This is a genomic window from Hyalangium gracile (genome assembly GCF_020103725.1).
In the GTDB taxonomy this organism is placed as follows: domain Bacteria; phylum Myxococcota; class Myxococcia; order Myxococcales; family Myxococcaceae; genus Hyalangium; species Hyalangium gracile.
Genome location: NZ_JAHXBG010000001.1, coordinates 536,635 through 558,773, shown reverse-complemented (window position 1 = coordinate 558,773; position 22,139 = coordinate 536,635). Strand labels below are relative to the sequence as shown.

Here is a 22,139-nt window from a genome sequence, read left to right as displayed (position 1 = left end):
ATGCCCGGCTCGCGAGTTCGGTGTCGAGGGCGGAGTGCTCGCCGGAGCTGGCGAGCATGCCGTTGCCGCGAGGAGGATGTCCGGCCGTCAGTGCACCGCGCTCGGCGCAGGCTCGGCCGACGGCTCCACGGTGATGTCGACCGTGAAGTCGCGCATCATCGGCGGGAGCTGATCCAGGCTCTCGACCAGGTGCATCTCGAGCGGCGAGTGGGAACGGATCACCGCCCAGCTGTCATGGGGCGAGCTGCGGAACGCGAGCGCCGTCGCCGACAATCGGCGGACCTCCAGGCGAGGAGCCGCCTCCTTCGAGGGCGCGGGCGTCGAGGCCTCGGGAGCCGGAGGCGCCACGGGCAGCGCACGGCTCGTGTCGAACAGGGCCTCTCGAGGCGGAGGCGGCGGAGTCAGCACGTTCCTCGGTGCGTGAGGAGCCACGCGCGGCGGGATGCTGGGCACCGCGTTGCCAGCCGTCGCCGAGCGAGCCGGGAGCGCGGGGAGCGCCGCCGGTGTGAGGACCGGAGGCTGGGCCTGAGCTGTCGCCGATTGCTGCGGCAGCGGAGCCGGAGTGGGCCGCGGAGTCGGCGCCGCATGGCCCGCGGTGGTCGAGCGAGGCGCCGAGGGCACCAGGGCCCCGGCCGCGCTGGCCATCGCCGCGCCCAGCTTCTCCGTCGATGACTTGGAGCTCGTGGGAGCCGCTTTCGAGCTTGCGGAGGGCACTCTCGGCGCGGGCAGGAGCACGGGCGGAACGAGCGGCGGCACCGAGGGCGCGGAAGGCAGCGCCCTGTGGATGGGCGGCAGAGCGGGTGTCCGCAGCAGCACCTCCGGCCGTGTCGCCCGCAGAGCCCGAGGCGCCGACGGAGCCGGGGGTGCCGGATTCCCGACCGGCTCCAGGGGCGGCAGCAGGGGCAGCTCGTCCGGCTGGGAGGAAGGCGGCAGGAACGTCTCCTCGTGCTGCGGACCCAGACGCGCGACGTCCGCCTGCAGGAACGGATCGTTCGGATCCAGCTCGAGCGCGGCCTTCAGCGCCCCGCGCGCGCGAGACTCGCAGCCCAGCTCGAGCAGCAGCTCCGCCGCCGTCCGGTACGAGGCGATGGCCTGCAGCCGCTCCCCCGCGCGCCGACACGCCTCCGCGTGCCGCACGTGCATGTTCGGGTCTCTCGGCGCCAGACGGAGGATCTGGTGATACGTCTGCGCACACTGCGCGAACCTGCCTCGCACGAACTGCTGGTGCGCCGTCTCTTTCAGCTCCCTCAGCCCCATGAACGCCCTACCCCCGGCGCTCCTCCGTGGATGCGCACCTCGACAGTGCAAGCATTCGATGTGCCGAGCAGCGCGCGATCAGGAAGGGTTCAGTGGTGGGCGGAGCCAGCACGGCGAGAAGGCGTGGATGTCCACCAGCGATCGGCTCGGGGGCCCCGCTGGATGTGTGCGACTGCGTGTGATCCGGCGTGGAGCTGCGCTTCACCCTGTAGAAGCGTCCGAACGGGCGCTGTAACAAGGAAAGGGAAGCGGTTCGTGGATCCGAGCGCTCCGGGCGCCAACCCGGCTTCACCGCGCGTTGGATGGACAACCGCCTCTGCCGGCGGCGTAGGCTGAGGCCCCGTCTCGAGGAGCGGCATGTCCGCACAGTCCTCTCTGTCCTCACTCTTCGTCCCACACCTGCGCTCGGAAGCTCGTGGAGCCGGCGAGCAGCTCGGCATCGAGGCGCTCCTGGCGGAACTGTTGGCCTCTGCTCGCGCGGCGTGGCCGGAGCTGGCCGTGCCGGAGGCCACCTTCCTGCGCTACCTGGCCGAGCGGCTCCCCGCGGAGGGCTCGCTCCCGGAAGCCCTGCGAGGGCTGCATGCCACGGACCTCTACCTGGCATGCGCCTGCGTCCAGGGGCTCCCGCTCGCGCATGTCGCGCTCGATACCCGCTTCCTGCCGAAGGTGGATACGGCGGTGGCTCGAGTGGAGGGCTCGGGTGACGGGGCCGCCGAGGTCCGCCAGCACCTGCGCGAGCGGCTGCTCACTCCGGAGGAGGGACGGCCCCCGCGCATCGCCGACTACCAGGGCACAGGTCCGCTCATGGCCTGGCTGCGCGCGGCGGCCGTTCGCACGGCCCTCAACCTGCGGCGCTCCGCCCACCGTCGCGCCCACGCCGAGGAGGAGGCGATCGCCGAGGGCTCGGTGACGGGCGGCGACCTGGAGCTGGACTACCTGCGGCGGCGGCACCAGGCGGACTTCCGGGCCGCGCTCTCCGAGGCGCTCGCGTCGCTGCCGGCCCGTGAGCGCACCCTGCTGCGCCTGCACTTCGTGGAGGGCCTGAGCCTGGAGCGCATCGGCGCCATGTACCAGACGCACAAGTCCACGGTGTCCCGGTGGCTCGCCCGGGCGCGGGAGGAGGTGCTCTCCCAGGTGCGGGGCAAGCTGGCCGAGCGGCTCCAGCTCTCCGCCGACGAGCTGCAGAGCCTGCTCCGGGTGGTGCGCAGCCAGCTCGATGCGAGCCTCTCCACGCTCCTGCCCCGAGAGGATTGATGCGGTGCGCCACGAGGTTTTTCGCGCCCGTGTGCAACGCCCGCGGGCAGCGGTGTCATCTGGGTGAAAGGGAGGAAGAAACCATGAAGAAGCTCATTCGCAGCACCCTGCTGGCCGTGTCGCTGTTCTCCGTTCCCGTCTTCGCCGAGGAGAACGCGAAGCCCGCGCCCGAGGCCAAGGTGGAGACTGTCACCGTGCGGGCGGGGAACTCGAAGAGCCTGAACGTCCCGGGCCTGACGAAGCTGGCGCTCGGCAATGTCGAGTTCGCCGAAGTCTCCACGCCCGGGGGCAACCTCATCCGCATCGAGGGCCTGAAGGCTGGAGAGACGACGCTCCTGGTGTGGACCGGGAGCGGTAAGCGCAAGGAGTACCGCATCGTCGTCCAGCCCTGAGCCAGCGGTGAGGGCTCGCGCCGGAGCCCCGTGGCTTTCCGGCGCAGGCCCGAGGCTGGGAAGATGTCGCGCGCATGACCGCTCTACCGTCCCCCCTGCCGGAGCGCTGCCCGGACGAGAACGCGCTCGCGAGCTTCGCGAGTGGCGCCCTGGCCGGGCCGAGCGCCACGGGCGTGGAGGCCCACCTGGATTCATGCGCGGACTGCCGGGCGCTGGTGGCGGCGGTGGCGGCGGAGCAGTCCGGCCCCTCCATGGGGAGCCTCCCGACGCGGCTGGACACGGGCACGGCGACCTGGCCCACGCCGCGGGAGGAGCCTCCGCTGCGGCCCGGGGCCGTGCTGGGCCGCTACGTCATCTCCCGCGTGCTGGGCGTGGGCGGCATGGGCGTGGTGTACGCGGCGGAGGATCCGCGGCTGGGACGGAAGGTGGCGCTCAAGCTGCTGCGCTCGACGCTGGCGGACGCGGGCGAGCGACAGGCGCGGCTGCTGCGCGAGGCCCAGGCCATGGCGAGCCTCTCTCACCCCAACGTGCTGCCCGTCTTCGATCTGGGCACGGAGGGTGGGCAGGTCTTCCTGGCGATGGAGCTCGTCGAGGGCCCCACGCTGGCCGGGTGGTTGCGGGACAGGCAGCGGCCCTGGCGTCAGGTGCTGGGCCTCTTCCTGGAGGCGGGCCGGGGGCTGGCCGCCGCGCACCGGGCGGGGCTGGTGCATCGGGACTTCAAGCCAGCCAACGTGCTGGTGGGCGCCGACGGACGGCCGCGCGTGACGGACTTCGGACTGGTGCGCATGGAGGCCGCCGAGGAGCCCGCGGGGATGCTCGCGCTCGCGGCAGGCGCCGAGCCCTCGCTCACCCGAGCCGGAGCAGTGCCGGGGACGCCCGCATATATGTCTCCCGAGCAGCTCGCGGGGCGGCCCGTGGATGCGCGAGGCGACCAGTTCAGCTTCTGCGTCGCGCTGTACGAGGCGCTGTACGGGCTGCGGCCCTTCGCGGCGGACGCGCCCGCCGAGCACCGGTGGACGCTGCGGCGCCCGGAGCGGGGCCCGCGCCTGCCGAGAGCCGTGAAGGCCGCGCTCGCCCGAGGCCTGGCGCTGGAGCCGGGAGAGCGGTTTGCCTCCATGGACGCGCTGCTCGAGGCGCTGAGCCGGGCACCGGCTCCACGGGGGCGCTGGTGGGCGCTGGGGCTGGCGGTGGGCCTGGGCCTGGCGGGGATTGGAGGATGGGGATGGCGGGAGCGCGCCGTGGCCACGCCGATCGACGACCGGGTGCCGTTGACGCTCGCCGTGGGGGAGACGCGCACCCTTCACATCCCCGGCGTGGTGAAGATGGCACTGGGGCAGGAGGGCGTCGTGGACGTGGAGCTCGAGGAGGACCAGCTGCACGTGCGCGCGCTGGCCGCCGGGGATGTGACGCTGCTCATCTGGACGGTCGACTACGTGCGTCCCGCGTACCTCATCACCGTGCGGTCGACCGAGGCCGTGCGGGACACGCCGGGCCGGTAGCTCACTCGTAGTGCTTCACGCGCGGCCAGATCGTGGCCATGGGCGCCTTGAGCCCTCGGCAGACGTAGATCGGCAGCTGGTCCTCGTAGGGCATGACATAGGGGTTGGGCGGGAGGCGCGCGGCTACTTCGAGCCGCGCGCACACCTGGGAGTGGTCCTCGGCTTTGCCACCGAGGATGAGCAACACGGAGGGTTCCGTGCCGCCAAAGCCCCAGAGGAAGTAGTTGTTGTGCCCGGAGCGGGCCGGCGGCAGCCCATACGCGCGACCCAGCCAGTCGAGCGCGCCCGCCTGCCCATAGTTCTGCGCGAAGAGCATCGTCCGCGCCTGTTCCTCCGGCGGAAGCCGCTGGTAGACGTCCGCCACCGCCGCGACGAGCTCGCGCCAGCCGTGCTGATCCGCGTAGTGCTGGGGCAGGGAGCCCATCCGGTGACGCTCGGTGCGCGGGGGCTCGAGACCCAGCGCGCGCTGGTACGCGATGAAGGCCTCCACCGGGAGCACCGGCAGCGACATGGGAGCAAGGGCCGCACCGCCCGCCACGGCCACCGCGAGCATGGCGGCCCGCGGCAGGGTCCGGCGCACGGCGCGCTCGATGACACCCGCGCCCGCGGCGAACAGCATGGGGTAGGCGGGCGCCATGTAATACGCCTTGGCCTTCAGGACGATGTAGAGCCCGAGCAGCAGCACGAAGCCGAGCCCCAGCGCGCGGTACGGACGCGCCGACGGAGCGAAGAGCAGGAAGCCCAGTCCCGCCAGGTGCAGCGGAGCAAAGAGCGGGTGGAGGAGGAGCACCTGGCCGGAGAAGAACTCCCCGAGAGCGAATGGCGCGTTCTTGTAGAGCTGGCCATTGCGGAGCAGCTCGAACATGGGCCAGCCATGCTGGAACTGCCAGAGCATGTGGGGCAGGACGATGAGCGTGGCGAGCACCCCACCAAGCACGAGCCACCGGCTGCGCATCAACCGTCGCTGAGGCGTGAGCAGCAGCCCGAGCGCGAGACACACGGCGAAGAAGCCCATGGAGTGCTTGTTGAGCAAGCCCACGCCGACGAGCGCCCCCACGCCGAGCCACAGCCGCCGGTCGTCGGTGCGAATCATCTCCACGAGGAGCGCCACACAGCCCGTCCAGAAGAGGGGCTCGAAGGCGTTCATCGTGAGCATGTGCCCGAAGACGAGGAAGGCAGGGGCCAGCGCGGCGGCCACGCTCGCGAGCACCACGGCATGGGTGCCACCCCCGAGCCGCCGCGCGAGCCACCCGGTGAGCGCCACGAGCCCTCCCGCGGCGAGCGCGGGCAGCACGCGTAGGCCCGTGACGGAGTCACCAAAGAGGGCAGTGGTGATTCGGGCCAGCAGGGCGATGAGGGGCGGCTGGTCCACATAGCCCCAGGCGAGGTGCTGGCCACAGGCGATGAAGTACAGCTCATCGCGGAAGTAGCCATAGCGCCCGGCGAAGAGCAGGTGGAGGACCCCAGTGCCCACCGCGAGCGCGGGAAGCACCCATGTCACGCGCCGGGACAGTGGGGAGGCAGGAGCTTCGGAGGACATGGGCAGCACGGTGGCCATCGAGCATCCCAGGGTGCTCCACGGTTTGACCATCATGGCGAACCGCAAGGGGTTGTTGGGAATGGTGGACGCCGCGGCCGGTTTCCTTTGGCTAGTATCCGCGCGCCTCGAACTCCCAGGAACAGCCCGTGAATCGACTGTTGCCGTTGCTGTGCTGCGTCTTCCTCGTGTCCGGCCTGGTGCTCTCCGCTGGAGCGCAGACTCCGCCCATCGTTCAGCCCGATCCGCAGCCCCCTCCGAAGAAGGACCCCGCGCGCACCGCCGCCGAGGCCACCCAGGTGGACGCGGGCGTTCCTCCTCCCCCCGGCACCCCCGACGCCGGCGCCGACTGGAACGTCAACGCCCCCAACCTGCCCTCCTCCGAAGTCGCCATCGACGTCACCGAGGGCACCTGGATGAGCGTGGACGTCAGCCCCGGCGGCGATGAGCTCGTCTTCGACCTGCTCGGCGACATCTACACCCTGCCCATCACCGGCGGTGAGGCCAAGGCGCTCACCCACGGTATGGCCTGGGACTTCCAGCCCCGCTACAGCCCGGACGGCAAGTCCATCGCCTTCACCAGCGATCGCGGCGGCGGCGACAACCTCTGGGTGATGAAGCGCGATGGCTCGGACCCCCAGGCCGTCACCCAGGAGAAGTTCCGCCTCCTCAACAGCCCCGCCTGGACTCCCGACGGGCAGTACCTCGTCGGCCGCAAGCACTTCAGCTCCAAGCGCTCGCTGGGCGCAGGAGAGATCTGGCTCTACCACCGCTCCGGCGGCGACGGCGTCCAGCTCACCGAGCGCCCCAACGAGCAGAAGGACGTCGGCGAGCCGGCGGTCTCCCCCGACGGTCGCTACGTCTACTTCAGCCAGGACGTCACCCCCGGCAGGACGTTCGAGTACAACAAGGACCCCAACGCGCAGATCTACGTCATCCAGCGGCTGGACCTGGAGACGCGCGAGGTCGACCCGTTCATCACCGGGCCGGGCGGCTCCATCCGCCCCACGCCTTCCCCGAACGGCAAGCAGCTCGCCTTCGTCCGGCGCGTGCGCGAGAAGACGGTGCTGTACATCGCGGACATCGCCTCGGGCGCGGAGCAGCCCCTCTTCGATGGGCTCGATCGCGACATGCAGGAGACGTGGGCCATCCACGGCGTGTACCCGACCATGGCGTGGACGCCGGACAGCAGGTCGCTCGTCTTCTGGGCCGGCGGCAAGCTCCAGCGCATCGACGTGGCCACCCGGCGCGTCACGCCCATCCCCTTTCATGTGAAGGACACGCGCACCCTCGCCGAGGCCGTGCGCTTCCCGCAGACCGTGGCCCCGGACCGCTTCCCGGTGCGGATGCTGCGCTGGGTGCAGGTGTCCCCCAGGGGAGACCGCGTGGTGTACCAGGCGCTCGGCCACCTCTACGTGAAAGAGCTGCCCAGCGGCACGCCTCGCCGGCTGACGACGCAGACGGAGCACTTCGAGATGTTCCCGTCCTTCTCCCGAGACGGGCGCTCCATCGTCTACACGACGTGGGATGACGAGAAGTACGGCAGCATCCGCGTCGCGCCCGCCACGGGCGGCGAGGGCAAGGTGGTGAGCGCCCAGCCGGGCTTCTACCGCGAGCCGGTGTTCTCCGCGGACGGGCGCTTCATCGTCTATCGCGCGGGCGGAGGCGGCTACCTGCTGCCCGGCCAGTGGAGCCGTGAGCAGGGCCTGTACGTCATCGGTCGCGAGGGAGGAAAGCCCCGGCGGCTGGTGAAGGACGGCGAGCAGCCGCACTTCGGCGCGGCCTCGGACCGCGTGTACTACCTGGCGGCGGAGGAGGGAGAGAAGGAGGACAAGCGCGAGCTGCGCAGCATCCGCCTGGACGCGAGCGAGCCGCGCACGCACCTCACCAGCGCCGAGGTGGCCGGCTTCCGCGTCTCGCCGGACGAGCGCTGGGTGGCCTTCCGGGAGAGCTTCAACGCGTACCTCATGCCGCTGCCGCGCGGCGGCAAGGCGGTGGCGGTGAGCAAGGACACCAAGGTGCTGCCAGTGGCGAAGGTGTCCAAGGACTCCGGCGAGTACCTGCACTGGTCCGGGGACTCCAAGCGCCTGCACTGGAGCCTGGGGCCGGAGCTGTTCACGCGCGAGCTGCGCGAGGCCTTCCGCTTCGTGGAGGGCGCGCCGGAGAAGCTGCCCGAGGCCCCCGCCAAGGGCGTGAACATCGGCTTCGAGGAGAAGCTGGACGTGCCGGCGGGCACGGTGGCCCTGGTGGGCGGCCGTGTCGTCACCATGCGCGGGGACGAAGTCATCGAGGACGGCGTGGTGGTGGTGCGCGGCAACCGCATCGTCGCCGTGGGCAAGCAGGGCCAGGTGAAGGTGCCCGACGGCGCGAAGGTCATCGACACTCGCGGCAAGACGATCATGCCCGGGCTCGTGGACGTGCACTGGCACGGGGCCATGGGCTCCGACGGCATCCTCCCCGAGCAGAGCTGGATCCACTACGCCTCGCTGGGGTTCGGCGTGACGACGCTGCACGACCCTTCGAACTCCACGGGGGAGATCTTCGCCGCCAGCGAGCTGGCGAAGGCCGGGCGCATCGTCGCGCCGCGCATCTTCTCCACCGGCACCATCCTCTATGGAGCGCAGGGCGTGGGGTACAAGGCGCCCATCGAGACGCTGGACGATGCGCGCTCGCACCTGCGGCGGATGAAGGCGGTGGGGGCCTTCAGCGTGAAGAGCTACAACCAGCCCCGGCGAGACCAGCGGCAGAAGGTGCTCCAGGCGGCGCGCGAGCTGCAGATGATGGTGGTGCCGGAGGGCGGCTCGCTCATCCAGCACAACATGACCATGGTGGTGGACGGCCACACTGGCGTGGAGCACGCGCTGCCGGTGGCTCGCGTCTACGCGGACGTGAAGCAGCTGTGGAGCAAGAGCAAGACGGGCTACACGCCCACTCTCATCGTCGCCTACGGCGGCCTCTTCGGCGAGGAGTACTGGTACGCCAAGACGAACGTCTGGGAGAACCCGCGGCTGCTGTCCCTGGTGCCCCGGCGCGTGGTGGACTCGCGCAGCCGGCGGCGGACGATCGCTCCCGACGGGGAGTTCAACCACATCCACGCCGCGCGCGCCGCGCGGGAGCTCAATGACGTGGGGGTGAGCGTGCAGCTCGGAGCGCACGGGCAGCGCGAGGGCCTGGGCGCGCACTGGGAGACGTGGATGTTCGGCCAGGGCGGGATGAAGCCGCTGCAGGCGCTGCGGGCCGCGACGCTGTCGGGAGCCAGGTACCTGGGGCTGGACAAGGACATCGGCTCGCTGGAGCAGGGCAAGCTGGCGGACCTCGTCGTCCTGGACAGGAACCCGCTGGAGGACCTGCGCAACACCGACTCCGTGCGCTACACCATGGTGAACGGGCGGCTGTTCGACGCGGCGACGATGAACGAGGTGGGCAACTCGCCCCGCCAGCGCGCGAAGTTCTTCTTCGAGCGCGAGGGCGGCGAGGCCTGGGCGCCCGGCGTGACGTTCACGACGGAAGAGGACTGAGCGCCTCGGGGCCAGGCCAGGGCCCCACCCCCGCACTCCGGGCAGCCGGGCAGCTGGCTCGGAGTGCGGGGCCCCTCATCGAAACGCTTGCGAGGACGCGGGTGAGGCCGGAGAGTGCGGCGCCTCTCTCGGAGCCTCCTCTTGTCCGCGACCACTCTCGTCCTCACTCCCGCGTTGATGCTCAGCCTCCTCGCCGCGCCTCCGGCCCCCAAGTCCGGCGCGGTGAGCGCCCCTCCCACCACGACGAAGGCGGCGGGGCCCACGGCCGCCCAGCTCCAGGTGGCCGAGCGGCTCGTGGGGCCGGCGCTCACCGAGGGGCATGCCTGGGCCCGCCTCGCCGAGCTCACCGATGGCATCGGCGCGCGGCTGGCCGGCTCCGAGGGCGCCGAGGCCGCGGTGCAGTGGGCCCTGCGCTCCTTCAAGGCCGATGGCGTGAAGGCGTGGCTGGAGCCCGTGAAGGTGCCGCACTGGGTGCGAGGCGAGGAGCGCGCCGAGGTGCTCCCCTCCGAGCGCTTCCGCGGCCACCCGCTCACGGTGATGGCGCTGGGCGCCAGCGGGGCCACGCCTCCCGAGGGCGTCACCGGCGAGGTGCTGGAGGTGTCCTCGCTCGAGGAGCTGGCCGCGCTGGGTGAGCGCGTGAAGGGCCGCATCGTCTTCTTCAACCACTCCATGAAGGAGGCCGAGGACTACGGGCGCTTCGCCGGCCTGCGCGGGCGCGGGCCCTCCGAGGCGGTCAAGGCCGGGGCCGTGGCGGCGCTGGTGCGCTCGCTGGCCACCGCGTCGCTGGAGACGCCGCACACCGGGGCGACCCGCTTCGATGACGGCGTCACGCCCATCCCCGCGGCCTCCGTCACCGTGGAGGGCGCCGAGCTGCTGCACCGCCTGCTGGCCGGCGGCGGCCCGGTCCGGGTGCGCGTGGTGCTCGGGTGCAAGACGCTGCCGGACGCGGACTCCTTCAATGTCGTGGCCGAGGTGAAGGGCCGCGAGAAGCCCGAGGAGATCGTCCTGCTCGGCGCGCACCTGGACTCGTGGGACGTGGGCACGGGCGCGCACGACGACGGGGCCGGCGTGGTGATGGTGATGGAGGCCGCGCGGCTGATTGCCCGGCAGAAGCCCGCGCCGCGGCGCACGGTGCGCGTGGTGCTCTTCATGAACGAGGAGAACGGGCTGCGCGGCGCCCGGGCCTACGCCGCGGCGCACGCCGCCGAGCTGCCCCGCCACGTGGCCGCGATGGAGATGGACGCGGGCGGAGGGCGACCGCTGGGCGTGGCGCTCCGGGCCGGCGAGGGCGCCTCCGAGCTGGTGCGGCCGTGGCTGAGTCCGCTGGTGGCGCTGGGCGCCGGGACGCTCCTGTCGGCGGAGGCTGGCGGCGCGGATCTGCTGCCCCTGGTGCCCGCGCAGGTGCCCTTCTTCGGCGTGAAGGTGGACAGCAGCCGCTACTTCGACGTGCACCACACCCACGCGGACACCTTGGACAAGGTGGACCCGGAGTCGCTGGCCAGGAGCACGGCGGCGGTGGCCTGGGCGGCCTATGTGTTCGCCGAGATGCCCACGGCGATGCCTCGGCCGACTGCCCCGCCCACGGCGCCCTCGCTGGTCGCGCCGCCCCCGGGCGCTCCGCCGTCCGCTCCGAAGGCTCCGGCCTCGGGCATCACGAAGTCCTCGACCCACTGAGCGGAAGCGCTACTCCCCGGGCGGTGGCGCGGGCAGGGGACCCTTGCGCAGCGGACGGTCCGGCAGCCGGGCCGTCAGCAGCAGCGCCACGATGGCCACCACGATGGCCAGCCGGTACACCCACGCGGTGGCCTCGGTGAACGCCTCCTTCATCGCGCGGTCCACGCGGTCCACGGCGGCCATCGCCTCGCGCTCCAGCGCGTCCACCCGCGCAACCGCCTCCGGCTCCGCGCCGGCCTGCTGCCTCCGCGCCTCGAACGTGGCGTGCAGCCGCGCCTTCACCTCGGCGGCGTGGAAGGCCTGACCCGGCGCCATGCCTTCACCGCCCGCGCCCTCCACGCCCGCGGGCAGGTACTCGCGCAGCTCCGCGACCATTCCGTGCGAGGCCTGCTCCGTGCGCTCGCGCATCTGCGTGGTGAGCACGTGGGCGAAGACCACGCCCGCCAGCGCCACGCCCACCGTCGAGCCGAGCTGCCGGAAGAAGGTCGCCGTCGAGGTGGCCACGCCCATCTGCCGGGGCTGCACCGCGTTCTGGATGGCCAGGGTGTACAGCGGGATGGAGGGCCCCAGCCCCAGGCCCATGAGCACCATCTTCGCCGTCACCGAGGCCTGCGTGGAGTCCGGTGACAGCGTGAAGCCCATCACCGCGAACGCCGCGGTGAGCACCACCAGCGATATCAACATCAGCGCCTTGTAGCGCCCCACCCGCGAGGCGATCTGCCCGGACAGCACGTTGCCGGCCACCACCCCCAGCGTCAGCGGCATGATGGTGAGCCCCGAGCGCGTCGCGGACAGTCCCACCACGTTCACCATGAAGAGCGGCAGGAAGGTGACGGCCGACAGGAAGGCCGAGCCGATGACGAACACCGCCGCGTTGCCCAGCGCGAACGTCTTGCCCTGGAACAGCCGCAAGTCGAGCACGGGCTCATCCGCTCGCCCCTCCACGATGACGAAGGCCACCCCGCCCGCGATGGACAGGGCGAACAGGCCCAGCACCTGCCACGAGCCCCACGAGAAGCCCGCCTCGCCGGGCGCCACGTGGCCCCGTCCCAGGCTCAGCGCCAGCAGCAGCGGCACCACCGCCAGCACCAGGCACGCGGCGCCGGCCAGGTCCAGTCGGGGCCGGGACGTGCGAGGCCGCCGCAGCGACGGCATGCGCAGGAAGATGACGGCCAGCGCTACCACGCCCACCGGCAGGTTGATGAAGAAGACCCAGTGCCAGCCGAACCCATCCGTGATGAAGCCGCCCACCAGCGGGCCCACCACGCTGGACAGGCCGAACACGCCGCCGAAGAGCCCCTGGTACTTGCCGCGCTCGGAGGGTGGGAACAGGTCCGCCACCACGGCGAAGGCGCTGGTGAAGAGCGCCGCGCTGCCCAGCCCCTGCACCGCTCGGAAGAGGATGAGCGGCACCGTCCCCCACGCCACCCCGCACAGGAAGCTGCCCGCGAGGAAGATGAGGATGCCGATGACGAGCACCGTCCTGCGCCCGAACACGTCCGACAGCTTGCCCCACAGCGGCACCATCACCGTGGAGGCCACCAGGTACGAGGTGGTGAGCCACGGATAGAGCGAGGCGGGGATGGCCAGGTCCGTCTGGATGGCCGGCCCCGCGGTGGCCACGATGGTCTGGTCCAGCGCGGCCAGCAGCATCCCCAGCAGCGCGCCCAGCATGGTGAAGACCTTCTCGGCCCGAGTGAAGGCGAAGGAGGCTTCGGCCAGGGGAGAGCTGGAGGCGGCGGCGTCCATAGAGGCGATGGAGGAAAGGTGGAGACGGAGGGGGGCTCGGTGCACCTACCCAGCGGCACCCGGCTGGCAGCCGTGCTGGCGGGCAGCCAGCCTCTTGGGCGGAGCGGCACTCGCGCCTAGGCTCGCCCTCCCATGTCCAAGCCCTTCGTCGCGAAGACGCCTTACGAGGCCACCCACCCCACCGTGCTCGCCGTGTACTGCTCGGATGGGCGCTTCACGGATGCCGTGGAGGAGCTGGCGCAGCACCTGGGGCATGAGCGCATCGACACGCTCACCCTGCCGGGCGGCCCCGGGCTGCTCAACCGCTGGTCCGCCGACTACCTGGAGAGCGACATGGTGACGCGCGCGGCGAACTTCCTCATCCAGGGCCACCACATCGTGGAGGTGCTGCTGCTGGCCCATGCGGGCTGTGGCTACTACCAGTCCCGCCACGGGGCCCTGGGCGCGGACTTCGTCGCGGAGCAGCAGCTCAAGGACCTGGAGGCCGCCGCCGAGGAGCTGCGCAAGGCCCACCCCGGCATCGAGGTCCACAAGTACTTCGTCCGCCCCCAGGGGAAGAAGATCACCTTCGAAGCACTCGACTCATCGGAGTCCTGAACCGGAGACACCGCATGCACCTCAGACGCGCGCTCGTCCTCGTATCCCTGGTGGCCATGACAGGCTGCGACGACGACGATCCAACGCCGGCCCCCGAGGAGAAGGGGCCCTTCCTGTCCCAGGAGCCGCTCTGGACCCTGGAGAAGGACACCCAGAACGGAGCCTCCTGCTTCGGCACCTCCATCGGGCTCGGAGACTTCAACGGAGACGGACGCAAGGACCTCGTCGCCGCGCTGCCTGGCTGCGGCACGCTGGCGGCGCGGAGCATGGGCCGCGTGGGCATCCACGCTGGCGCCGAGTCCTTCTTCTCGCAGGAGGCCGTGTCCGCCGAGGTTCGCTGGCAGAACACGAGCCCCAACACCTCCGGCCGCGGCTTGACGGTGGCCGTCGGCAACGTGGACGGAGACGGCTTCGCGGATCTGCTCGTCCGAGGCCTGTATGGCGCGCAGCTCTTCACCGGCAAGGCGGACCTGGGCGCGATGCTCGCCGAGCCTGCCTTCCGCGTGCCGGGCAACGGCATCTTCAGCAACGCCTTCCTGAGCGATGTGAACGGCGATGGACGCGATGACATCGTCAACCTCCGGGGAGGCATGGCCTCCATCTATCTCTCCACCCCCCAGGCCGCGGAGGGCCCGTTCACCCTGGCGCGCTCGCTCCCGGCCTTCACCGCGATTGCGGTGCGGGACACCAACGGGGATGGCGCGGCGGACCTGGTCATCGAGTACGAAGGCGAGTCGAGCCTCTATCTGGGCTGCAAGCAGGGCAGCGCGCTGACCTGCGAGGGGCCGCTGTCGGCCGAGCCCGTCTGGAAGAGCTCGCGCTCCATCCAGGCGACCTTCCCGGACCAGAACGGGGACGGCCATGTGGAGTACTTCATCGGTGACGCCATGGACGGGCGCATGTGGCTGCACTTCTCGGAGGGCGCCACGGGGGCGCCGTCAGCGGTGGCGACCTGGGCGGTGGGCGGCGATCCGGTCTTCCCGGGCTTCGGCCGCCACGTGATTCCCATGGGCGACCTGGATGGGAACGGCCAGGGCTCCGAGTTTCTCATCACCGCGCTGGGGCGCATGTACCTGTACACCCCGGAGCAGGGCATCTCCGCGGATCTCCGTCCCACCTGGGCGTGGCCCGCTTCGGACGGCTTCCAGGAGAAGCAGCAGGGCCTGAGGAGCTTCATCCCCCTGCGCGCCGGGGACCTGGACGGAGATGGGCTGGAGGACCTGGTCGTCGGGATGCCTCCGCTTCCGCAGTCCACGGAGCCGGGGCGGGTGGTCGTCTTCAACGGAGGCAAGGTGCCCAGGGACACGACGGCGCCGTTCCTGCCCGAGAAGCGCAACTGCGTCACGGCCACCAGCGGCAAGCCGGACATCACGGTGGATGGCGACGTGCTGGGCCGCTCGCTCTACCTGGAGCGGAAGCACTTCAGCGAGACGTCCTGCGAGATGCTCGAGGGCTGCGTGAGCGGCACCGGCGAGCGGCGCCTGCTGCGCTTCAGCGTCTCCATTCCCAACTTCGGCTCCGGGCAGGTGCGCATCCCCGGCGTGTCGAGAGACCCGTCGCTGTACCAGTACGACTCGTGCCATGCGCATGACCACCTGATCGGCTTCGCCAGCTACGAATTGCGCGACTCGCTGGGCATCGTGACGGCCACCGGGCGCAAGCAGGGCTTCTACCTGATCGACTTCCACCCCTACTGCATGGACGCCGCGGCCCCCGCGGAGATCCTCGACGACGACCTGGTCATCTCTCCGGGCTGGTCGGACATCTACACCTCGGACCTGCCATGCCAGTGGCTGGACGTGACGGACGTGGCGGATGGCACGTACTCGTTGCGCGTGTCGGTGGACAACCAGAACATCATCGATGAGGAAGACAAGCTGCCCAACCACGCGGACGTGAAGCTGACCATTCAGGGAGACAGAGTGACGCTGGAGCGCTAGCCGCTCCGCCGTCCACCCACGCCATGCCGAGCTCCGAGCAACCCATCTACCTGGACTACAACGCCACCACGCCGGTGGCGCCCGAGGTGCTGGAGGCGATGCTGCCGTACCTGCGCGGCGAGTTCGGCAACCCGTCCAGCACCCACCCCTACGGCCGCCGCGCCAGGGAGGCGGTGGACCAGGCGCGGGCCCAGGTGGCGGCACTCCTGGGCGCGCGCGCGGAGGAGATCTTCTTCACCTCCGGCGGCACCGAGGCCAACAACCTGGCCATCCGCGGGGTGGCGCAGGCGCGGCCCGAGCGCCGGCACGTGCTCACCTCCACCATCGAGCACCCCGCCACGGAGCGGCTCTGTCGCCACCTGGAGCGCCAGGGCTGGGCGGTGTCTCGCGCGGCCGTGGACGCCGAGGGCCGGGTGCGCGTGGACGAGGCCACCGCCGCGCTTCGCAAGGACACGGCGCTGGTGACGCTGATCCACGCCAACAACGAGACGGGAGTGCTGCAGCCGGTGAGGGAGCTGGCGGCCCTGGCGCGCGCGCAGGGGGCGCTGGTGCACACGGACGCGGCGCAGTCGGTGGGCAAGGTGCCGGTGGACGTGGATGGGCTCGGGGTGGATCTGCTGACGGTGGTGGGACACAAGCTGTACGCGCCCAAGGGCGTGGGCGCGCTCTACGTGCGACAGGGGACGCGGCTCGAGCCGCTCGCGCTCGGCGGCGGACAGGAGCACGGGCTGCGGCCGGGCACGGAGAATGTGCCGTACATCGTCGGCCTGGGCGCCGCGTGCGAGCTGGCGCGCGGCCGGCTGGGCAAGGACACCGAGCGGCTGGTGGAGCTGCGCGAGCGGCTCTGGTGGCGGCTGCAGGCGGAGGTGCCCGGCATGCGGCTCACCGGGCACCCCACGCAGCGGCTGCCCAACACACTCAACGTCCGGTTCCCTGGAGCGCGAGGGAGCGCGGTGCTGGCCGGAGCGCCGGAGGTGGCGGCCTCCACGGGCTCGGCGTGCCACGAGGGCGGAGAGACGGCCTCCTCCATCCTGCTGGCCATGGGCATTGCGCCGGAGGAGGCGCTGGGCGCGGTGCGGCTCACGCTGGGCCACGCCACCACGTCGGAGGAGGTGGACGTGGCGGCCTCGGCCCTGGCTCGGGCGTGGCGTGCGGCCACGGGCGGAGGCGAGCGCTGAGCGCACGCCTCGGCGGCACTACGGCTTGCCGGTGTCGGGCTCGAGCACGAAGAGCACCCACTGGTTGGCGCCGCGGTGATCCAGCAGGTAGAGCTGGCCGAGCTCGAAGCCCACCTCGAAGAGGGAGACGAACTTCACCTTGGTGGGATCCACGGAGCTGTAGTCCTCGAGCCGGCCCTTGCCGAGCTGCGTGAGCCGGGCTGGCTGCACGGGGAAGCGCAGCCGCCCTCCCTTCGGGTGCTGCTGATAGGAGAAGGTGGGGCCCTGCAGCGTCGGCGTGGCCTTGAAGGCCTGTCCACCCTCCACCACGGCCTCCTGCACCTGGGAGTTCTGGAAGGGTGGAGGCGTGGGGGACACCATGTACCGGACGCGCAGCCGGTTCGGCTTCTCGAGGCGCACCTCCCCGAGGTTCTCCGTCTGGCCCGGGTCCGCGAGGATGATCCGGCTCTGGGTGACGAGCCCCGGCGCCTTGAACCAGAGCTCGTACCGGGCCGGCGAGGGCGAGAGCCCCGCGAGCTGGAAGCTGCCATCCTTCTCGACCTTCACCTCCAGCCTCGCGGCGGGGTTGTCGGCCTTCACCTTGCTCCCGAGGGTGTTCACGTCCCCCTGGCTGATGAAGGCGGTCACCTGGACGCGGGCCTTCGGATCCATGCTCGACACCCGGCCCTTCACGGTGCCGAGCTTGTCGGCTGGCACCGGGCTGAGGGACACCTCGCCCAGGTGGAGCAGCTCCTTGTTGGGCTGATTGCTCAGGGCGATGTCCACCGCCTCGTACCCGTGCAGGCGCACGGGGATGGGACGCCGCAGATCCTCCGCCACCGTCACGAACCAGCCGTCCTCCACGAGGGTGACCTGGCTGTTGAGCTGCGTCAGGCGGCCGGTGCCTCCCTTGAGGTTGAGGTGGCCGATGAGGACGTGGCCACGGCCCTCCTTCTGGCGCTCCGCCTTCGCGGCCTCGACCGCGGCGACGAGGCGGGTGGCGGTGGTGTTCTTCCCTGCCTTGCGGAGCTTCGCGACGACATCGTCGATCGCGGAAGGGGTGGGTGCTGGCTTCGCGGGAGCAGGCGCCTCCGCGGCCAGGACGCCCATTCCCCAGGTGAACACCAGCAACAGCAGCATGCGTGGACTGAGCGGACTCATTCTGACGATCCTCCGTAGTCGCCCGGAGCGTAGCCGAAACGGAGAGGCATGCAGGGCCCCTGACAGCCTGCTGGGTGACAGGGGCGCAAGGCCACGGAACCCTCTGGCCGAACCCGTCTACCTGTAGGACAGGGTGTCTCGAGGCGGACCAGGGGGGCTTGTCGGCGGACCGGTCGCGAACTGGTATGACAAGCAGACCAGTTCGCACCGAACGCGCCCGACAGGCGGGCTGACTGGACGCGGGTGCGGGCGCGGGTCCCCTGTGTGTTTCAGGGTGGGTCCGAACTGACGCCGAGCCTGCGCAGGGCCTCGCGAGCCGAGGCGTGCTCCGGCTGGAGGGCGAGGATCCGCTGGTACTGTTCGAGGGCCTCTTCCCGCGCTCCAACCTGCTCGAGGACCCGACCGAGCACGAGGCGGGCGTCCACGCTCTCGGGAGCCTCCACCACCGTGGCCGAGGCCGCCTGACGCGCCTCCTCGGTGCGTCCCAGCGCCAGCAGGGCCGTGGCGAGGTTGCCGGACGCCGCGACCCAGGCCGCCGTGTCGCCATGCCAGTCACCCTCGAGCGCCTCGCGCAGGAGCCGGGTGGCTTCCTCGGCCTGTCCCTCGGTGAGCGCGAGGTAGCCGAGCTGGGCGCGCGGAGGCCCGAAGCGGGGGTAGAGCTCGGCCGCGCGCGACGCATGGCGCCGGGCGGTGGGCAAGTCTCCCAGGCGCAGCGCGGCGTTGGCGGCGCGGACGTGGAGGGTGGCGTCGTGAGGGTCTCTCGCCAGCGCCTCGTCGAACGCGGCATAGGCCTGGGCAGGGGTTGCCAGCTTCAGCGCCGCGAACTCGGTGAGCATGGCTCCGAGGTCCGACCGGTGTCGTGCATCCGCGGGCACGAGCGAGACGGCACGCTGGAAGGACTCCAGCGCGCGGGAGAGCAACCGCGTGCGCTCGGTCGGGTTGCTCGCGCGCACGGCGGCGTGCTGGAGCGCGGTGCCCAGCCGCACGAAGTAGAGGTCTCGCTGCGAGTCCAACGCCACGGCCCGCTGGTAGGCGGCCACGGCCTGCTCTGGAGCACCAGGCAGCAGGAGGTCTCCCTCATGAGCAGCCAGGCTGGCCCGGTACGGGCGGAGCACCAGGAGGTATACGGCTCCCAGGGCCACCGCCCACGCCGACACGTGAATCCAACGGTGACGCGATGGGGACAGAGGGAACGCCGCCGTGCTGTGGGTGAGAGGCGGCGCCGCGCGCAGGACGCCGAAGAGCATCCAGGCCATGACGCCGACCAGGACGAGCAGCGCGGGGAAGGGACCGGGCCCTGTCTCCCTCCGGCTCCAGGGGCCTCCGAGGAAGTTGTACGCGAACACCGCGAGCGCGAGGGCGGCTGAGCTCCACGGGGCGGGCGCCACGGAGACGGAGGTCTGCTCCTCCGCGCCAGGAGGCTCCAGCCCCGAGAGCACGCCAGCGAAGGTGAAGAAGAGGGCCCCGGTCGCGGTGACGGTGAAGCCGACGAGCCCCTGGACGAAGAAGGCCGCCAGGCCCGCGAGCAGGGCGAGCACCAGTGCCAGGTCCTCGCGCGCCGCCTGGCGCCAGGTCCGCATCGCCGAGCGCCCCAGCCCCACGCCCAGGACGAGCACCGCGCCCAGCCCGACCAGCCCTTGGGTGGCGAGCACGTGGAGCACATCCGAGTGCGCCCGGTAGGGCGTGGTGGCCCACTCGAGGAGCCAGTACGCGGGCTCGCGGTGGCGTTGGAAGGCGAGCGCGAAGGCATCCAGCCCGCAGCCGAGCAGCGGATGCTCGAGGAAGATGTTCCAGGCCGCGCGCCAGATGAAGTGTCGAGCGCCGGGATCGCTGATGTGGCGGACCCGCTCGGAGACGAGGGCTGGCAGCTCTCCATGGCGTGGCAGCAGGAGCAGCAGCGCGGCGAGTCCTCCCAGGAGAGTCCCCAGTCCCACTGCCCACCGGAGCACCGTCCCTCGTCCCCAGAGCCGGAGCGCGCCCACGCCGAGGACGAGCAGCGCGACCGCCAGCGCGGCCCAGGCGGCACGGGAGAGGGACGCGGCGATGGCGACCACGCTGAGCAGACCGGTGAGGACGAAAGGTGCACGAGCCAGGCCTCGGGCTCGCGCCCCGAGGACGACCCCGAGCGGCAGCGTCATCGCCAGGTACGCGCCCAGGAAGTTCGGGTGGGAGAGTGTCGAGAAGGGACGCACGGCCTCGGCGAACGAGGCGGCACGAGTCCACGGCATCGGGTCCAGCCCCAGCAATTGCAGCACGGCATAGGCGGCGGCGAGGGCGGCGCCGAACACGGGCGCCAGGAGGAGCCGCCGCGCGGTGTCCGGGTGGCGGCTCGCGGCGCGGGTCGCGAAGAAGAGCCCCGCGCAGGCCAGCACGGTGGGCAGGCCGGCAAAGCAGTCCGGATACCCCAAGAGCGACGTCCGCCGGCTGATCGAGCCCAGCGTGGAGGCGAGCGCGGAGCCGGCAAAGAGGACCACGCCCAGCGAGAGCCAGTCACGCCCCAGCGCGCGGACAGGGACCTGCACGGCGCCCAGCGCGGCGAGGACGAGCACCGCGAGCAGCAGCAGGGCGACCTTGTTGAGCTCGAAGTGCTCGGTGGTCGCGTGCGAGAAGACGAGAGGCGAGAGCGCGAGGTGGACGAACAGGACGAAGCCCGCCGCGGCCCGCGCTCCCGGCACACGGAGTGCCCGTGGGCTCACTCCACCTTGACCGTGGCGAAGGTGTCGTTGAGCTTCGAGGGCTGCGAGGCGGTCGAGGCCTCGGCGGCCACGTGGTAGATGCCCGGGGTGGAGGGCGCCGTGTAGTTGCCACTCGCGTTGATGGTGCCGCCTCCGCTCTCCAGCACGCGCCAGATGAGCGTGGGCGTATAGCCGACGTTCCCGGCATCCGCCGACACGGACGCGGAGAAGACCGTGGAGGCGCCGGGCCGCAGCGTGATGGTGCTCGGGTTGATGGCGACCGAGAAGGCGAGCTGGCTCGTCACCTGCACGGCGATCTCCGCGCGCTTCGTCGGGTCCGCGGTGCTGGTCGCGACGATGGTGTAGGAGGCGCCAGTCCCCGTGAGCTGCGGCGCGGTGTAGATGCCTCCGTCCGTGATGGTGCCGCCCCCCGTCTCACGGACGCTCCAGGTGACGCCCTGGTTCGGTGTGCCGGAGACGCTGGCCGTGAAGCTCTGCTGCCCGCCGGGCGGCACCGAGGGGCTGCGCGGGGCAATCCAGACGGAGATGCCCGTGGGCTGCTGCACGTCGACGAGCGTCTGGGCGCGCTTGCCGGTGTCACCCCGGGCGGCGGCGGTGATGTGGAAGAGGCCCTCGCGCAACGGGGCGAGGTAGAGCCCGCCCGAGGTGATGCCACCTCCCTGCGGCTCCACAACGCTCCACTGGATGGGAGTGGTGTACTGGACGCCATACACCACGCCGCTGAAGGGCAGGAACTGGCCCGAGACGACGGTGGGGTTGATGGGCGCCAGGGTCACGGACGCCACGCCGGTCGTCGTCACCGTCACCGTCACGGAGCCCTTCGCGCGCGGGTCGGCCACGCTGGTGGCCTCCACGTGGAAGGTGCCCGCGCTGGCCGGGGCGCTGTAGGTGCCATCCGAGTTGATGGTGCCGCCCGCCGCCCCCTCCTGGACGCGCCAGGTGACGCGCCGGTCCTCGGTGCCGGTGACGGTGGCGGAGAAGGTCTGGCGTCCATCCCTCCGCACGGAGACGGGGCCGGGCGTGACGGTGACGGCCACGCTCGTGGGGGGGAGCACCGTCACCGTGGCGGTGGCGCTCCGGGTGGGGTCGGCGACGCTGGTGGCCTTCACCTCGTAGGTGCCCGCCGTCATGGGAGCCGTGTAGAGGCCGGCGTCGGTGATGGTGCCCGCCGCGTCGCCCGCCGGCACGCTCCAGGTGACGGAGGGATCGTCCGCCCCCTTCACCTCCGTGGTGAACAGGAAGCTGTCGCCCGCGGAGACGGTGGCGGACGCGGGGAGGATGGAGACCTGGACCTCCTCATCGGTGCAGCCGCCGACGACCACGGCGGTGACCAGGAGCCAGGGGACGAGGAGGCTGCGGAGCGCTTGACCAGGGTTCATGGGCGGGGCTCGGGGAGCGGGTGCGCGCCCATCCTAGGGAAGCAGTCCCGGAACGGGTAGCCGGGAGAGCGGGCGGCCCCCTGGCCATGGCCCCATCCCGCGCTCGAACCTGGCAGCGGGCCGGGATCCCCAGCCCCGGCCCGCTCCCCGAATGTGTCTGCCTTGTGCTCAACCCCATACGCCGGGGCGGTCGCTCAAACTACACACCGAGGAGGGAGAGGTCCGTACCACTCCTGGAGTATGTACGGTGCAACGCCATTGCTTCAACACAGTCCATGCATGACGTGCCTGGAGACGGCCTCCAGGTAGCGGAAATCCGCCTTGGAAGA

At 71.5% G+C, this 22,139-nt stretch carries 14 protein-coding genes; 8 read left to right on the top strand and 6 right to left on the bottom strand.

The features are described 5' to 3' along the window. Window positions 1-87: 87 nt before the first annotated feature. On the bottom strand, window positions 88-1,257 hold the full coding sequence (locus KY572_RS02370) for a hypothetical protein (protein WP_224240489.1): 1,170 nt from the start codon (window positions 1,255-1,257) through the stop codon (window positions 88-90). Window positions 1,258-1,614: 357 nt separating this feature from the next. On the opposite strand from KY572_RS02370, the gene KY572_RS02365 reads away from it, so the two are divergent. From KY572_RS02365 to KY572_RS02355, 3 genes are all read left to right on the top strand, one after another. Beyond that, window positions 1,615-2,511 (top strand): sigma-70 family RNA polymerase sigma factor, encoded by an 897-nt coding sequence (locus KY572_RS02365; RefSeq protein WP_224240488.1) that lies wholly within the window; start codon window positions 1,615-1,617, stop codon window positions 2,509-2,511. Window positions 2,512-2,594: 83 nt separating this feature from the next. Then, window positions 2,595-2,903: a pilus assembly protein N-terminal domain-containing protein gene (locus KY572_RS02360; protein WP_224240487.1), complete on the top strand. Its 309-nt coding sequence runs from the start codon at window positions 2,595-2,597 to the stop codon at window positions 2,901-2,903. 74 nt (window positions 2,904-2,977) lie between these two features. Then, entirely contained in the window at window positions 2,978-4,402 is a 1,425-nt protein-coding gene (locus tag KY572_RS02355; protein WP_224240486.1) for a protein kinase domain-containing protein, read from the top strand. 1 nt (window position 4,403) lies between these two features. Here KY572_RS02355 and KY572_RS02350 read toward each other — a convergent pair whose 3' ends face one another. Continuing rightward, window positions 4,404-5,996: an ArnT family glycosyltransferase gene (locus tag KY572_RS02350; protein WP_224240485.1), complete on the bottom strand. Its 1,593-nt coding sequence runs from the start codon at window positions 5,994-5,996 to the stop codon at window positions 4,404-4,406. A gap of 92 nt (window positions 5,997-6,088) precedes the next feature. On the opposite strand from KY572_RS02350, the gene KY572_RS02345 reads away from it, so the two are divergent. Continuing rightward, complete coding sequence (locus tag KY572_RS02345; protein WP_224240484.1) at window positions 6,089-9,457, top strand: amidohydrolase family protein; 3,369 nt, start codon at window positions 6,089-6,091, stop codon at window positions 9,455-9,457. A 141-nt stretch (window positions 9,458-9,598) separates the two neighbouring features. Next, the gene (locus tag KY572_RS02340; protein WP_224240483.1) at window positions 9,599-11,131 is read left to right on the top strand and encodes a M20/M25/M40 family metallo-hydrolase; all 1,533 of its coding nucleotides are present in this window, start codon (window positions 9,599-9,601) and stop codon (window positions 11,129-11,131) included. Between the two features lie 9 nt (window positions 11,132-11,140). On the opposite strand, the gene KY572_RS02335 is transcribed toward KY572_RS02340, so the two are convergent. After that, a complete protein-coding gene (locus KY572_RS02335) occupies window positions 11,141-12,880 on the bottom strand; it encodes an MDR family MFS transporter (protein WP_224240482.1) in 1,740 nt (579 codons plus the stop codon). Window positions 12,881-13,012: 132 nt separating this feature from the next. Between KY572_RS02335 and KY572_RS02330 the strand changes: the two genes are divergently transcribed. From KY572_RS02330 to KY572_RS02320, 3 genes are read left to right on the top strand one after another with little or no spacing between them, the layout of a single operon-like run. After that, a complete protein-coding gene (locus KY572_RS02330) occupies window positions 13,013-13,477 on the top strand; it encodes a carbonic anhydrase (protein WP_224240481.1) in 465 nt (154 codons plus the stop codon). A 14-nt stretch (window positions 13,478-13,491) separates the two neighbouring features. Further along, entirely contained in the window at window positions 13,492-15,417 is a 1,926-nt protein-coding gene (locus KY572_RS02325) for a lysyl oxidase family protein (protein WP_224240480.1), read from the top strand. A 23-nt stretch (window positions 15,418-15,440) separates the two neighbouring features. Next, the gene (locus KY572_RS02320) at window positions 15,441-16,595 is read left to right on the top strand and encodes a cysteine desulfurase family protein (RefSeq protein WP_224240479.1); all 1,155 of its coding nucleotides are present in this window, start codon (window positions 15,441-15,443) and stop codon (window positions 16,593-16,595) included. Window positions 16,596-16,613: 18 nt separating this feature from the next. Here KY572_RS02320 and KY572_RS02315 read toward each other — a convergent pair whose 3' ends face one another. The 3 genes from KY572_RS02315 to KY572_RS02305 all read right to left on the bottom strand — a co-directional run bounded on the left by KY572_RS02315 (window position 16,614) and on the right by KY572_RS02305 (window position 21,810). Then, window positions 16,614-17,735, bottom strand: coding sequence for a hypothetical protein (locus KY572_RS02315; RefSeq protein WP_224240478.1), 1,122 nt, complete (start codon window positions 17,733-17,735; stop codon window positions 16,614-16,616). A gap of 269 nt (window positions 17,736-18,004) precedes the next feature. Next, window positions 18,005-20,431, bottom strand: a complete 2,427-nt coding sequence (locus KY572_RS02310) for an O-antigen ligase family protein (protein ID WP_224240477.1) — start codon at window positions 20,429-20,431, stop codon at window positions 18,005-18,007. Continuing rightward, window positions 20,428-21,810 carry an immunoglobulin domain-containing family protein gene (locus tag KY572_RS02305; RefSeq protein ID WP_224240476.1) on the bottom strand — a complete coding sequence of 461 codons (1,383 nt, stop codon included), beginning with the start codon at window positions 21,808-21,810 and terminating at the stop codon, window positions 20,428-20,430. Before KY572_RS02305 ends, KY572_RS02310 begins: the two co-directional genes overlap by 4 nt. Between the last annotated feature and the right edge of the window lie 329 nt (window positions 21,811-22,139).